Source organism: Sphingomonas sp. UV9, assembly GCF_004101245.1.
Classification (GTDB): domain Bacteria; phylum Pseudomonadota; class Alphaproteobacteria; order Sphingomonadales; family Sphingomonadaceae; genus Sphingomonas.
The window spans coordinates 1,003,111-1,015,783 of the sequence record NZ_SCIN01000003.1; the positions used below are offsets into that span (position 1 = coordinate 1,003,111).

Genomic DNA, 12,673 nt, shown 5'->3' on the forward strand with positions numbered 1-12,673 from the left:
TTGGTCAGAAACATCGTTCCGTTCGTCGCGTTTTGAATCCGGCCATCCCGGTTCGAATCAGCGGCGAGTCGAACATCTGTTCCCCTCTGAGCCCTTTATGTTCTCATTGCGTTCTTCGAGTCAAGCGCGCGCTGTGCCATTGCGTTTGGCGGAGTATCCGGCTAAGGGCCGCGCCTCTAACCCCGCATGGGAGGCATCATAGCCCGGTGCGTCACGGTCATTCGGCCAGGACGTCATCCGCTTCCCAGAGGCACAACCGGAAGGATATATCCCTATGGCGGCACCAGTCGTCTCCATGCAGCAGCTCATCGAAACGGGCGCGCATTTCGGCCACCAGACCCACCGGTGGAACCCCAAGATGAAGCCCTACATCTTCGGTGATCGTAACGGTGTCCACATCCTCGATCTCTCGCAGACCGTGCCGCTGTTCGCGCGCGCGCTCGAGTTCGTCTCGTCGGCGGTTGCCGGTGGTGGCAAGGTCCTGTTCGTCGGCACCAAGCGCCAGGCGCAGGAGCCCGTCGCGGACGCCGCGCGTCGTTCGGGCCAGCACTTCGTCAACCATCGCTGGCTGGGCGGCATGCTTACCAACTGGAAGACCATCTCGGGTTCGATCAAGCGTCTCAAGACGCTTGAGGAAATGCTGTCGGGTGACACCGTCGGCCTGACCAAGAAGGAAGTCCTTCAGCTCACCCGCGAGAAGGACAAGCTCGAGCTTTCGCTCGGCGGCATCCGCGACATGGGCGGCATTCCCGACGTGATGTTCGTGATCGACGCGAACAAGGAAGAGCTGGCGATCAAGGAAGCGAACACGCTGGGTATTCCCGTCGTCGCGATCCTCGATTCGAACGTGTCGCCGGACGGCATCGCGTTCCCGGTTCCCGCGAACGACGACGCTGCCCGCGCCATCCGCCTGTACTGCGAGGCGATCGCAATCGCCGCGACTCGTGGCGGCCAGGAGCAGCAGCGCCGCACCGGCACCGACATCGGCGCGATGATCGAGCCGCCGAAGGAAGAGGCTGTCGCTGAGCCGGTCGTCGAGGCAACCGCCGACACGACGCAGGCTGCGGCTAACGCCGATACCGCTGCCGAGTTCGCAGCTGAGGGTGAGCGCCAGATCGACGCATAAGCGTCGTCGTCGAACCGTCATGCGGGCGGGGTAGGGCATTCGCTCTGCCTCGCCCGCAACTACATTCAGACCTAAACAAGGATGAGAGACATGGCCGATATCACGGCAGCAATGGTCAAGGATCTGCGCGAAAAGAGCGGCGCAGGCATGATGGATTGCAAGAAGGCGCTCACCGAGAACGCCGGCGACATGGATCAGGCGATGGATTGGCTGCGGACCAAGGGTCTTGCCGCCGCTGCCAAGAAGTCCAGCCGTACCGCGGCCGAGGGCCTGGTCGGCGTCGCCGTGTCGGGCACCAAGGGTGCAGCGGTCGAAGTGAACTCCGAGACCGATTTCGTCGCCAAGAACGACCAGTTCCAGTCGTTCGTCCGTGACGTGACGCAGATCGCGCTCGCATCGGGCGGCGACATCGAGTCGCTGAAGTCGCAGGCGATGCCATCGGGCAAGACCGTCGAGGAAGTCCTGACGAACAACGTCGCGACGATCGGCGAGAACCAGTCGCTGCGCCGCTCGCGCACGCTGGAAGTCAGCAAGGGCGCGGTCGTGCCCTACATCCACAACGCAGCCGCTCCCGGCCTCGGCAAGATCGGCGTGCTCGTCGCGCTCGAATCGGAGGCTTCGGATGAGGTTCTCCAGGCGCTCGGCAAGCAGCTCGCGATGCACATCGCAGCAGCCTTCCCGAAGGCGCTGAACGAAGCCGACCTGGACGAGGGCGAGATCGAGCGCGAGCGCGCGATCGCGACCGAGAAGGCCGCCGAATCGGGCAAGCCTGCCGACATCATCGCCAAGATGGTCGAAGGCGGCATCGCCAAGTACCGCAAGGAGCATGCGCTGGTCAGCCAGCTGTTCGTGATGGACGGCAAGACCAAGATCTCCGACGTCGTTGCCAAGGCCGGCAAGGACGCGGGCGCCGAGATCAAGCTGGTGGACTATGTCCGCTTCCAGCTCGGCGAAGGCATCGAGAAGGAGCAGTCCGACTTCGCAGCCGAAGTCGCTGCAGCTTCGGGCGTTCCGCAGGCGTAACACCACTCTCCCTCGCCCCTCGGGGGGAGAGGGAAGGGGCCCGCGGCCACTTGGCCGTGGGAAGGGTGAGGGGAGTGGCGAGGTCTCGAACCTCACGCCCCCTCATCCGGCCCTGCCGGGCCACCTTCTCCCCGAGGGGAGAAGGATTGAGGCGGTGGCACTCCACCTGCCTCGTCATCCTCGCGCAGGTGGGTATCCATATCCTCCGCGGGCGGTAAGCGATCGCGACGCCAGCCACTATGACTTCCCGCCTCCGCGGGAATGACGCGACTTGCCTTGCGCGCACTCCCGCGACCGATGATTTTCTGTCGCTTCGCCGTCGAGATTTGGTGCAGGCATCGCGCGGCGCTTCACATCGCGGCCCCCGCCGCCTAAGGTCCGCGCCGCCCCGCCAATCACAATTCGAGATTTATGACGCCTCCGCGCTACAAACGTATCCTGCTGAAACTGTCGGGCGAAGTCCTGATGGGACCCTCCGGCCTGTCGATCGACCCGACCGTCACCGCGCGCGTCGCGCAGGAGATCGCCGACATCAAGGCCAAGGGCTACGAGATCTGCATCGTCGTCGGCGGCGGTAACATCTTCCGCGGCATGGCCGGCGCGGCGCGTGGCATGGACCGGGCGACCGGCGATTACATGGGCATGCTCGCGACCGTGATGAACGCGCTCGCGGTGCAGAACGCGCTCGAGCAGATCGGCATCGACACGCGCGTCCAGTCGGCGATCCCGATGGCGAGCGTGTGCGAACCGTTCATCCGCCGTCGCGCCGAGCGTCACCTGGAGAAGGGTCGCGTCGTGATCTTCGCGGCGGGCGTCGGCAGCCCTTATTTCACCACCGATTCGGGTGCTGCGCTGCGCGCCGCCGAGATGAAGTGCGATGCACTGTTCAAGGGTACCTCGGTCGACGGCGTGTACAACGCCGACCCGAAGACGCACCCCGACGCGGTGCGCTACGAGACGGTGTCGTACAGCCGCGTCCTGTCCGACGACCTCAAGGTCATGGACGCGAGCGCGATCGCGCTGTGCCGCGACAACAATATCCCGATCGTCGTCTTCAACATCCGCGAACCCGGCAATCTCGCCGCGGTTCTCGCGGGTGATGGCGTGTCGACGATCGTCCAGAACGAGCAGGAGCTTTAAGATGGCCGCATATGACAAGACTGACCTCGAGCGCCGCATGGCGGGTGCCGTCGAAGCGCTGAAGAGCGATCTGGCAGGCCTGCGTACCGGCCGTGCGTCGACCGCGCTGCTCGATCCGGTGATGGTGACGGTGTACGGCTCGTCGATGCCGCTGAACCAGGTCGCGACCGTCTCGGCACCCGAGCCGCGGATGCTGTCCGTGCAGGTCTGGGACAAGGGCAATGTCGGCCCGACCGACAAGGCGATCCGCTCGGCGGGCCTCGGCCTCAACCCGATCGTCGACGGCCAGACGCTGCGCCTGCCGATCCCCGACCTGACCGAGGAGCGCCGCAAGGAACTCGCCAAGCTCGCCGGCCAGTATGCCGAGAAGGCGCGGATCGCGGTCCGCAACGTGCGTCGCGACGGCATGGATTCGCTGAAGGTCGACGAGAAGAAGGGCGTGTTCAGCGAGGACGAGCGCAAGCGCCACGAGACCGAAGTGCAGAAGCTGACCGACGGCGTCGTCGCCGAGCTCGATGCGACCGCGACCGCCAAGGAAAAGGAAATCCTGGGCAAGTGAGGGCGTTCGGCGCCGCTTCGGCTGGGACTTCCCCTGCTGCGTCGCTCGTCGCCGTCCCTTCGGGCGGGGCGGTGCCGCGCCATGTCGCGATCATCATGGACGGCAACGGGCGCTGGGCAAAGAAGCGGTTCCTGCCGCGCTTCGCCGGGCACAAGGCCGGCGTCGAGGCGGTGCGCAAGGTGACGCGCGCAGCGCGGGCAATGGGGATCGAGGCGCTGACGTTGTATGCGTTCTCGTCGGAGAACTGGCGCCGTCCGGCCGAGGAAGTCAGCGACCTGATGGGGCTGCTCCGGCATTTCATCCGCAGCGACCTCGACGAACTCGCGCGCGAGAACGTCCGGTTGCGCGTGATCGGCGATTATCACAGCTTTTCGCCCGATCTGGTGGCGATGGTCGAGGATGCGATCGCGCGGACCGCGAGCAACACCGGCCCGATCCTCGCGATCGCGCTTAACTACGGCGCCCATGCCGAATTGGTGACGGTCGCAAGACGTCTGGCCGAGCGCGCGCGGGATGGCGCACTCGATCCCGCCAGCATCGACGTCGGCATGGTCGAGGCGGAACTCGACACGCACGACCTGCCGCCGCTCGACCTGATGATCCGCACCTCGGGCGAACAGCGGCTATCGAACTTCCTGCTGTGGCAGGCGGCGTATGCCGAACTGTTGTTCGTCGACACGCTCTGGCCCGATTTCGATGCCGCCGCGCTCGCCGATGCGGTCGCCGCATTCGGTCTGCGCCAGCGCCGCTACGGTGGTCTGTGAATCTCACCGATCCTGAGAAGGCGCCCGACCAGGCGCTCCGCACGCCGTCCAACCTGAAGCTCCGGATGATTGCCAGCGTCGGTATGATCGTCGTGGCCAGCGTCGCGCTCACGCTCGGCGGGATCGCGTTCTGGCTGCTCGGGGTGATCGCCGCGCTGTTCATGATGGCCGAATGGGCGATGCTGCAAGGCGTCGACGCCAAGACCAAGCGGATGGCGCAGTTCGCGCTGTCGGTGCCGCTCGCGCTGATGGCGCCGGCGTCGCTGATCCTGGTCATCCACGATTTCTTCACGCTGGGCCTCCTGGCGGGCGCTGCGTTCTTCGTCGTCATCACCACGCGCAAACCCAAGCTGGCGCTCGGCATCATCTACTGTGGGCTCCCCGTGTTCGCGCTGATGATCATCCGGCGGCAGGACGATGGAGTCCTTTACACGCTGTGGGCGCTGTCGCTGGTGTGGGCGTGCGATATCGGCGCGTTCTTCACCGGGCGCACCTTGGGTGGACCCAAGCTCGCGCCGGTGATCAGCCCGAACAAGACCTGGTCGGGACTGATCGGTGGCGTCGCGCTGGCGAGCGCGGTCGCGGCGGTGCTGCACACGCAATACGGCCTGCCGATGCGCATGACGCTGGCGACGCCGGTGCTCGCGGTACTGGCGCAGATGGGCGATCTCTACGAGAGCTGGCTGAAGCGCGTCGCCGGGGTCAAGGACAGCGGCAACATCCTGCCGGGGCATGGCGGCGTGATGGATCGCCTCGACGGGCTCGTGCCGGTCGCGCCGGTCGCCGCGTTCCTCGTCCTGCTTCCGCACCTCTACGCATGAAGACCGTCACAATCTTGGGCGCGACCGGCTCGGTCGGCACCTCAACGCTCGATCTGATCGAGCGCGAACCCGATCGCTTCCGCGTCGTCGCGCTGACCGCCAATTGCGACGTGGCCAGGCTCGCCGCCGCGGCGATCCGCACCAACGCCGAGTTCGCGGTGGTCGCCGACGAAGGCTGCCTGCCCGAACTCCGCGAGGCTCTGGCCGGCACCGGGATCCGCGCTGGCGGGGGCGCCGCCGCGATCGCCGAGGCCGCCGCTTCGGGTGCTGACTGGACGATGGGCGCGATCGTCGGCTGTGCGGGACTGAAGCCGGTGATGGCCGCGATCGAGCAGGGCGGTATCGTCGTGATCGCCAACAAGGAGCCTTTGGTCTCCGCCGGCGACGTCATCCTTGCCGCGGCCAAGCGGACCGGCGCGACGCTGTTGCCCGCCGATTCCGAGCATAACGCGATCTACCAATGCTTCGACGCGAGCCGTCCCGAGCGCGTCCGCCGGATCATCCTGACGTGCAGCGGCGGACCGTTCCGCGACTGGACGACCGAGCAGATGCGCGGTGTCACGCTCGAACAAGCGGTCAAGCATCCCAACTGGTCGATGGGCGCGAAGATCTCGGTCGATTCGGCGACCTGCATGAACAAGGGCCTCGAACTGATCGAGGCCGCGCGACTGTTCCCGATCGCGCATGACCGGATCGAGATCGTCATCCATCCGCAGTCGGTCATCCACAGCCTCGTCGATTATGTCGATGGATCCGTGCTCGCGCAGCTCGGCCCTCCAGACATGCGGACGCCGATCGCGCACACGCTCGCCTGGCCGGACCGGATGGCAACCCCGATGGCCCCGCTCGATCTCGTCGGGATTGGCCGACTCGACTTCGAGGCGCCCGATCCGGTCCGGTTCCCGGCACTGCGCCTCGCCCGTGAGGCGCTGGACGCCGGTGGTGCCCGCCCGGCAATTCTCAACGCTGCCAACGAGGTCGCGGTCGAGGCTTTCCTCAAGCGCCGCATCGGCTTCCTCGAAATTGCCGCAATCGTCGAACATACGTTATCGTGTTACGACCCGGCCGCGCCGGATAGCGTCGATGCCGTGTTGGCAATCGACGCCGAAGCGCGGATCTTGGCGGGCGAGCGTGTGAAGGATTGCGCGGTTTGATCGAAACACCCGGTATCCTGCTGACCATATTGTCGTTCGTCCTGGTGATCGGACCGCTCGTCTTCGTGCACGAGATGGGACATTATCTCGCCGGACGCTATTTCGGGATCAAGGCGGATGCGTTCGCGATCGGCTTCGGTCGAGAGATCGCAGGCTTCACCGACAAGCGCGGGACCCGCTGGAAGTTCGGCTGGCTCCCGCTCGGTGGCTATGTAAAGTTCGCCGGCGACATGAATCCGGCCAGCCAGCCCTCGGCCGAGTGGCTGTCGCTGCCTGCCGAAGAGCGCCAGCGCACCTTCCAGGCGAAGCCGGTCTGGCAGCGCGCGATCGTCGTCGCAGCCGGACCCGTCGTGAACTTCGTCGTCGCGATCCTGATCCTCGCCGGTTTCGCCTTCGCGTACGGCGATATCCGCATGCCGCCGGTCGTCGGTGGCACGGTACCCGGCAGCGCCGCGGCGGCAGCCGGATTGCAGGCGGGCGACCGGATCACCGCGATCGGCGGGCGCTCGGTCGAGACGTTCGACGACCTTGCCCGTTTCGCGCGTATTCACGCCGGCGATAGCACGCGGATCGACGCGGTCCGCGGTGGTCGGACGGTATCGCGCGATCTCGTGATCGGCACCGAGTTGCAGCGCGACCGCTTCGGCAACGAATATCGGATCGGCCGTCTCGGCATCGCCGGGGCCAGGCCCGTCATCGTTCCCGTCAGCCTGATCGAGGCGCCGGTCGTCGCGGTCAAGCGGACCGGCGAAATCGTCTCGATGATGGTCGAAACGCTGGGCCAGGTCATCACCGGCCGTCGTTCGGTCAAGGAACTCGGCGGCCCGCTCAGCATCGCCAAGGTGTCGGGCGAGCAGATGTCGCTCGGGCTCGATGCCTATGTGTTCCTGATCGCGCTGGTGTCGATCAACCTGGGGTTCATCAACCTGTTGCCAGTACCGATGCTGGATGGTGGTCACCTGTTCTTCTATGCGATCGAAGCGGTGCGCAGGCGCCCGGTCGAGCCGCAGGTCCAGGAATGGGCGTTTCGCGGCGGCCTCGCCGCGATCCTGGCGCTGATGCTGCTGGTGACCTTCAACGATCTCGGCAATTTCGGGCTATGGAAGAATCTGGCCGGCTTGATCGGCTGACCACGATAGGGCAGGGCGGGCGCGCCTTGTATGTGCACGTTTTTAAGGTGGGTTTGGTGACAGCGATCAACGGTTACGATTTCGCGCGCAAGGGCGCCCTGCTGCTTGCAGGCACGATCCTGTCGGGCGTTCCCGCGCTGGCACAAACCGTGCCGGCCGGTTCCGCGACTCCGGCGTCCGGAGGGCAGACACCGACGACGGCTGCTCCTGCTGCGAGTGTAACGCCCGTCGCCGCGCCGGTATCCGTGCGGACGATAAAGACTTTGCGCGTCGAGGGATCGCAGCGCATCGAGCCCGAGACGGTGCTATCCTACACCAAGCTGCGCATTGGCATTCCGTATACCGCGGAGACGCTCGACCAGGCGCTGAAGGACCTGCAGGCGAGCGACCTGTTCGCGGATTACTCGATCGCCGGTGTCGAGGACGGCAACATCGTCCTGCGTATTCGCGAGAACCCGATCATCAACCGCGTGATCATCGAGGGGAACAAGGCGCTCAAGACCGACAAGATCACGAAAGAGATCAGGCTCGCGCCGCGCCAGATCTTCACGCGCACCGCGGTTCGCCAGGACATCGGCCGGATCATCGAGCTGTATCGTCGCCAGGGCCGTTTCGGCGCGGTGATTGATCCGAAGATGGTCAACCTCGACCAGAACCGCGTCGATGTCGTGTTCGTCGTGAGCGAGGGGCCGAAGTCGAAGGTCCGCCAGATCAACATCCTCGGCAACGAGGTGTTCTCCGACGACCAGATCCGCGGCCAGATGGCGACCAAGCAGGCGCGCCTGTTCCGCCTGCTGTCGTCGGCGACCAGCTACGATCAGGATCGCCTGTCCTACGATCAGCAGAAGCTCCGCCAGTTCTACCTCACGCAGGGTTATGCCGATTTCCGCGTGACCTCGGCCGTCGCCGAGCTGACGCCGGACAAGAAGGACTTCATCATCACGTACGTGGTGGAGGAAGGAAAGCGCTACAAGTTCGGCGACGTGACCGTCGACAGCCAGATCCGCGACTTCGACAACAACAAGCTCGCCGCAAGTCTGCCGCTGAAAAAGGGCGACTGGTACAACGCCAAGCTCGTCGAGGATTCGGTCGACAACCTCAGCCAGACCGCGGGTCTGTTCGGCTATGCGTTCACCGAGGTGAATCCGGAGTTCCAGAAGGACTCCGACACGCTGACGATGGGGATCAACTTCAACATCGCCGAATCGAAGCGCACCTATGTCGAGCGGATCGAGATCAACGGCAACACGCAGACGCAGGACAAGGTCGTCCGCCGCGAGATTCGTCTCGCGGAAGGCGACGCGTTCAACAGCTTCCAGGTGAAGCGCTCGCAGGATCGCATCAACTCGCTGGGCTATTTCCAGGACAAGATGGAGATCAAGCAGTTGCCGGGCTCCGCGCCGGACCGCGTGATCCTCGAAACCAACCTGGAAGAGAAGTCCACGGGCGAGCTCCAGCTGTCGGCCGGCTATTCGAGCCTCGAACGCTTCATCATCCAGGCGAACATCACGCAGCGCAATTTCCGCGGGAAGGGCCAGGAACTGCGCGCCGGCGTGAACTATTCGAGCTATTCGAAGTCGATCGAGCTGGGCTTCACCGAGCCCTACCTTTTCGACAAGAACATCGCGCTCGGTGGTGATATCTTCCGGCGCGATTATAATTCGTTCAACTTTGTCGGCAATGATCGACAGACCAACTATTCGCAGGTCTCGACCGGTTTCCAGCTTCGTACCGGCGTGCCGCTCACCGAATTCTGGTCGCTGTCGGGCCGCTATGGCCTGTCCTATGACGAGGTCGGTCTCGACAACCAGTTCCTGAACGCCGACGGCTCGTGCAACCTGCTCGTAGCGGGACGCTATCTGTGCGACGCGATCGGCAATCGCTGGACGTCCTCGGTCGGCTATTCGCTCAGCCGCGACAATCTCAATAGCCGCCTGCGCCCGACGGCCGGTTCGCGCTTCTCGTTCAGCCAGGACTTTGCCGGTCTCGGTGGTGACGTGAAGTATATCCGGACGCGTTTCGAAGGATCGAAGTACCAGAATCTCGGCAGCGGATTCATCGGTTCGATCATCGCGGAAGGCGGCTATATCCATCCGCTTCAGAAGGCGGCCAGGGAGGGGGCGGACGCAGTCCGGATCACCGATCGTTTCTACCTCGGCGAGCCGCAGTTCCGCGGCTTCGACATCCGCGGCGTCGGGCCGCGCATTCTTCGCGCTGCCTACAGCAACGGCACCCCAACCCAGGTTCTCGCGACCGACCGCAATTCGATCCAGGACGATGCGCTGGGTGGGCGCGCTTATTATCTGGCGCGCGCCGAAATCGAGATTCCGCTGGGCTCGGGCGCACGCGAGCTAGGCTTGCGGCCGTCGATCTACGCACAGGTTGGCAGCCTGTTCGGCATCACCAGGCCGTTGCCGACCGCGACATTCGAGACGGTTACCGATCTGACCACGGGCAAGGAGTATGTGAAGTCTAACTTTACGCCCGCGGTGAACTCTTTGGGCGCGCCTCTCTATACCTATACGACCACCGACACGTCCGGTGCGCCGGTGACGGCGAATACGACGTGCTCGGCAGGGTCACCTGACTCGACCGGCACGTCGTGCGTTGGTACGACGGCAAATCCACGGGCGCAGACCGAGCAGACGCCGTTCGTCGAAAGCTTCCTCGGCAACTCGGCCAAGCCGCGCCTGTCGATCGGTGTCGGCGTCAACTGGAACTCGCCGTTCGGCCCGCTGCGCATCGATCTCGCCAAAGCCTTGCTCACCCAGAAGGGTGACGACCCCAAGCTCATTACTTTCAACGTAGGGACACAGTTCTGATGACGACGTTCAAGACGCTTCTCCTCGCCGCAGCGCTCGTCGCGCCGGCTGCCATGACCGCAACCGCTGCCGACGCACAGGTTTCGGGTATCGCCGTCGCCGACGCGCAGGGCGCGATCGCCAACTCGAAGGCCTGGAACGCAGCGCGTGCCCAGATCGAGACGACCTACAAGGCGCAGCTCGACCAGGCCGAGACGCGTCGCCAGGCCGTAGCGCGTGAGCTTCAGCCGCTGGTCACCGCGTTCCAGACCGCCCAGCGCGCGCCCGGCGCGACCGAAGCCACCCTGCGCCCGCAGGCACAGGCGATCCAGACCCGCGAGAACGCGGCTAACCAGGAACTCGCTCGCCTGACCCAGCCCGCCCAGCGTGCGCAGCAATATGCAATCGAGCAGATCCAGGCGAAGCTCAGCGACGCCGTGACGGCTGCCGTTCGCGCGAAGAACGTCAGCCTGTTGCTGCGTCCGGAGGCTGCGCTGTTCGCACAGCCGACCGCCGATATCACGGCCGCGATCACGACCGAGCTCGATCGCCTCGTGCCGTCGGTCAGCACCGCCGTGCCGGCGAACTGGCAGCCGAACCAGGGTGGCCAGCAGCAGCAGGGCGCCGCACCCGCCGCAGCCGCTCGTGCGCCTGCCGCCACGCGCACCCCGCAGGGTCGCTAAGCCACACCGATGACCGACATCGTGACCGATACTGCCAAGACCAGCATGGGCCCGCTCGATATCGGGCGCGTCATGGCCGCGTTGCCGCATCGCTATCCGATGCTGCTGGTCGATCGTGTCGAGGACTTGATCCTCGACACGTCGATCACCGCGATCAAGGCGGTGTCGATGAACGAGCAGTTCTTCCAGGGGCATTTCCCTGGACGTCCGATCATGCCGGGCGTGCTGATCGTCGAGGCGATGGCGCAGGCTGCGGGGATCCTCGCGGTGGAGTCGCTGGGGCTCGCGGGCTCCGGCAAGCTCGTCTACTTCATGGCGATCGACGGGGCGAAGTTCCGCAAGCCGGTCGAGCCGGGGGTGTTGCTGACACTCGAAGTGACGTTCGTCCAGAAGCGCAGCGCGGTGTGCAAGTTCGCCGGCCGCGCGCTGGTGGATGGGCAATTGGTGGCGGAGGCGAACTTCACGGCGATGATCGCCGACCCGCCAAAGGCCTGATGCGTAAAAGTCTGACGCGGCTGGCCAATCGCGCATTGTTGTAAATTCGGGCGCGTCCGTGTACGGGCGCGCCTTCCTTTTCAGGCTGGTCGGAACCAGCCACCTACCGGAGAAGACTCATGAAGCCCGATACGCACCCCGATTATCACATGATCACCGTCCAGATGACCGATGGCAGCAAGTACCAGACTCGCACCACCTGGGGTAAGGAGGGCGATGTGATGACGCTCGAAATCGATCCGCTCGCGCATCCGGCATGGACCGGCGGCCGCGGCACGATGCTCGACACCGGCGGCCAGGTCGCGCGCTTCAACAAGCGTTTCGGTGGCGGTCTCACGCTCCGCAAGTAACCGCGCGAGTAACTGGGATAACCCCCGGAATGGGTTCGATTTAATTCGTTCCGGGGGTATTCCTTAATACGACTTTAAACGCTGGCGACTAAGCTGCTCCTCGCAAGGACGAGGGCCTTATGTTCGCCGCAGAATTCGAACCCGCAGAACGCACGAGCCGACGCCGTGCGCCGCGCGCTCCGATTTCCCTCGATGCCAGCATCGGCAAGACGGGTCGGGCCTTGTGCAGGGTGATCGATATCTCCGTACGCGGCGTACGACTCCAGACCTATTCGGCGCTCAGGCGCGGCACCAGCATCTGGCTCAACTTGCCGCAGATCGGTCAGGTCGTTGCCGACGTGATGTGGGCCGACGATTTCACCGCCGGCTGCCAGTTCCACACACCTCTGCCGATCGAAGCCTTCGAAGCACTTATCGCCATGGACGGCGTCAGTTGAGCGGTCGCGTCGTGGTGACCAGCGAGGAGGGCGCAATGTGCATGTGTCGGTATGGCAAGGGGACGGCTCTGTGAGGGCTCGGGGAGAGCTGAAGCTCCAAAAATCCAAAAAGTGACCTGAAACTGTAAAAAAGCATTTGACGGTGTGGTGAGCTGGCCCTAGAGGGGTGTCACCGCAGCGAACGACCCCA

13 protein-coding genes are annotated in these 12,673 nt (G+C 64.8%); all 13 read left to right on the top strand.

Going from position 1 to position 12,673, the window contains the following annotated elements; genetic code table 11:
- The first annotated feature begins 274 nt into the window (after positions 1–274).
- The 13 genes from rpsB to EQZ23_RS17010 all read left to right on the top strand — a co-directional run bounded on the left by rpsB (position 275) and on the right by EQZ23_RS17010 (position 12,483).
- Positions 275–1,126, top strand: a complete 852-nt coding sequence (gene rpsB, locus EQZ23_RS16950) for a 30S ribosomal protein S2 (protein ID WP_128455544.1) — start codon at positions 275–277, stop codon at positions 1,124–1,126.
- A 90-nt stretch (positions 1,127–1,216) separates the two neighbouring features.
- Positions 1,217–2,149 carry a translation elongation factor Ts gene (gene tsf, locus EQZ23_RS16955; RefSeq protein ID WP_128455545.1) on the top strand — a complete coding sequence of 311 codons (933 nt, stop codon included), beginning with the start codon at positions 1,217–1,219 and terminating at the stop codon, positions 2,147–2,149.
- A gap of 411 nt (positions 2,150–2,560) precedes the next feature.
- Positions 2,561–3,289, top strand: coding sequence for a UMP kinase (gene pyrH, locus EQZ23_RS16960; protein WP_128455546.1), 729 nt, complete (start codon positions 2,561–2,563; stop codon positions 3,287–3,289).
- Position 3,290: 1 nt separating this feature from the next.
- Entirely contained in the window at positions 3,291–3,848 is a 558-nt protein-coding gene (frr, locus tag EQZ23_RS16965; RefSeq protein ID WP_128455547.1) for a ribosome recycling factor, read from the top strand.
- Between the two features lie 71 nt (positions 3,849–3,919).
- A complete protein-coding gene (locus tag EQZ23_RS16970) occupies positions 3,920–4,612 on the top strand; it encodes an isoprenyl transferase (RefSeq protein ID WP_276318487.1) in 693 nt (230 codons plus the stop codon).
- Between the two features lie 65 nt (positions 4,613–4,677).
- Positions 4,678–5,433, top strand: a complete 756-nt coding sequence (locus tag EQZ23_RS16975) for a phosphatidate cytidylyltransferase (RefSeq protein WP_128455662.1) — start codon at positions 4,678–4,680, stop codon at positions 5,431–5,433.
- Positions 5,430–6,587, top strand: a complete 1,158-nt coding sequence (locus EQZ23_RS16980) for a 1-deoxy-D-xylulose-5-phosphate reductoisomerase (protein WP_128455549.1) — start codon at positions 5,430–5,432, stop codon at positions 6,585–6,587. The genes EQZ23_RS16975 and EQZ23_RS16980 overlap by 4 nt, the downstream gene beginning before the upstream one ends.
- Entirely contained in the window at positions 6,584–7,717 is a 1,134-nt protein-coding gene (gene rseP, locus EQZ23_RS16985) for an RIP metalloprotease RseP (protein ID WP_128455550.1), read from the top strand. The genes EQZ23_RS16980 and rseP overlap by 4 nt, the downstream gene beginning before the upstream one ends.
- Before the next feature lie 53 nt (positions 7,718–7,770).
- Positions 7,771–10,539 carry an outer membrane protein assembly factor BamA gene (gene bamA, locus EQZ23_RS16990; protein WP_240663651.1) on the top strand — a complete coding sequence of 923 codons (2,769 nt, stop codon included), beginning with the start codon at positions 7,771–7,773 and terminating at the stop codon, positions 10,537–10,539.
- On the top strand, positions 10,539–11,201 hold the full coding sequence (locus EQZ23_RS16995) for an OmpH family outer membrane protein (protein WP_128455552.1): 663 nt from the start codon (positions 10,539–10,541) through the stop codon (positions 11,199–11,201). The genes bamA and EQZ23_RS16995 overlap by 1 nt, the downstream gene beginning before the upstream one ends.
- Before the next feature lie 9 nt (positions 11,202–11,210).
- A complete protein-coding gene (gene fabZ, locus EQZ23_RS17000; protein ID WP_240663634.1) occupies positions 11,211–11,696 on the top strand; it encodes a 3-hydroxyacyl-ACP dehydratase FabZ in 486 nt (161 codons plus the stop codon).
- Positions 11,697–11,815: 119 nt separating this feature from the next.
- Positions 11,816–12,046, top strand: a complete 231-nt coding sequence (gene rpmE / locus EQZ23_RS17005) for a 50S ribosomal protein L31 (protein ID WP_128455553.1) — start codon at positions 11,816–11,818, stop codon at positions 12,044–12,046.
- A 119-nt stretch (positions 12,047–12,165) separates the two neighbouring features.
- The gene (locus tag EQZ23_RS17010) at positions 12,166–12,483 is read left to right on the top strand and encodes a PilZ domain-containing protein (RefSeq protein WP_128455554.1); all 318 of its coding nucleotides are present in this window, start codon (positions 12,166–12,168) and stop codon (positions 12,481–12,483) included.
- Positions 12,484–12,673: the final 190 nt, after the last annotated feature.

Excerpts from the sequence above, each read along its gene's own strand:
- EQZ23_RS16995 (WP_128455552.1), top strand. The coding sequence starts at position 10,539 with ATGACGACGTTCAAGACGCTTCTCCTCGCCGCAGCGCTCGTCGCGCCG.
- rpmE (WP_128455553.1), top strand. The coding sequence starts at position 11,816 with ATGAAGCCCGATACGCACCCCGATTATCACATGATCACCGTCCAGATG.
- EQZ23_RS16980 (WP_128455549.1), top strand. The coding sequence starts at position 5,430 with ATGAAGACCGTCACAATCTTGGGCGCGACCGGCTCGGTCGGCACCTCA.
- pyrH (WP_128455546.1), top strand. The coding sequence starts at position 2,561 with ATGACGCCTCCGCGCTACAAACGTATCCTGCTGAAACTGTCGGGCGAA.
- rpsB (WP_128455544.1), top strand. The coding sequence starts at position 275 with ATGGCGGCACCAGTCGTCTCCATGCAGCAGCTCATCGAAACGGGCGCG.
- fabZ (WP_240663634.1), top strand. The coding sequence starts at position 11,211 with ATGACCGACATCGTGACCGATACTGCCAAGACCAGCATGGGCCCGCTC.
- EQZ23_RS16975 (WP_128455662.1), top strand. The coding sequence starts at position 4,678 with ATGATTGCCAGCGTCGGTATGATCGTCGTGGCCAGCGTCGCGCTCACG.
- tsf (WP_128455545.1), top strand. The coding sequence starts at position 1,217 with ATGGCCGATATCACGGCAGCAATGGTCAAGGATCTGCGCGAAAAGAGC.
- frr (WP_128455547.1), top strand. The coding sequence starts at position 3,291 with ATGGCCGCATATGACAAGACTGACCTCGAGCGCCGCATGGCGGGTGCC.
- EQZ23_RS17010 (WP_128455554.1), top strand. The coding sequence starts at position 12,166 with ATGTTCGCCGCAGAATTCGAACCCGCAGAACGCACGAGCCGACGCCGT.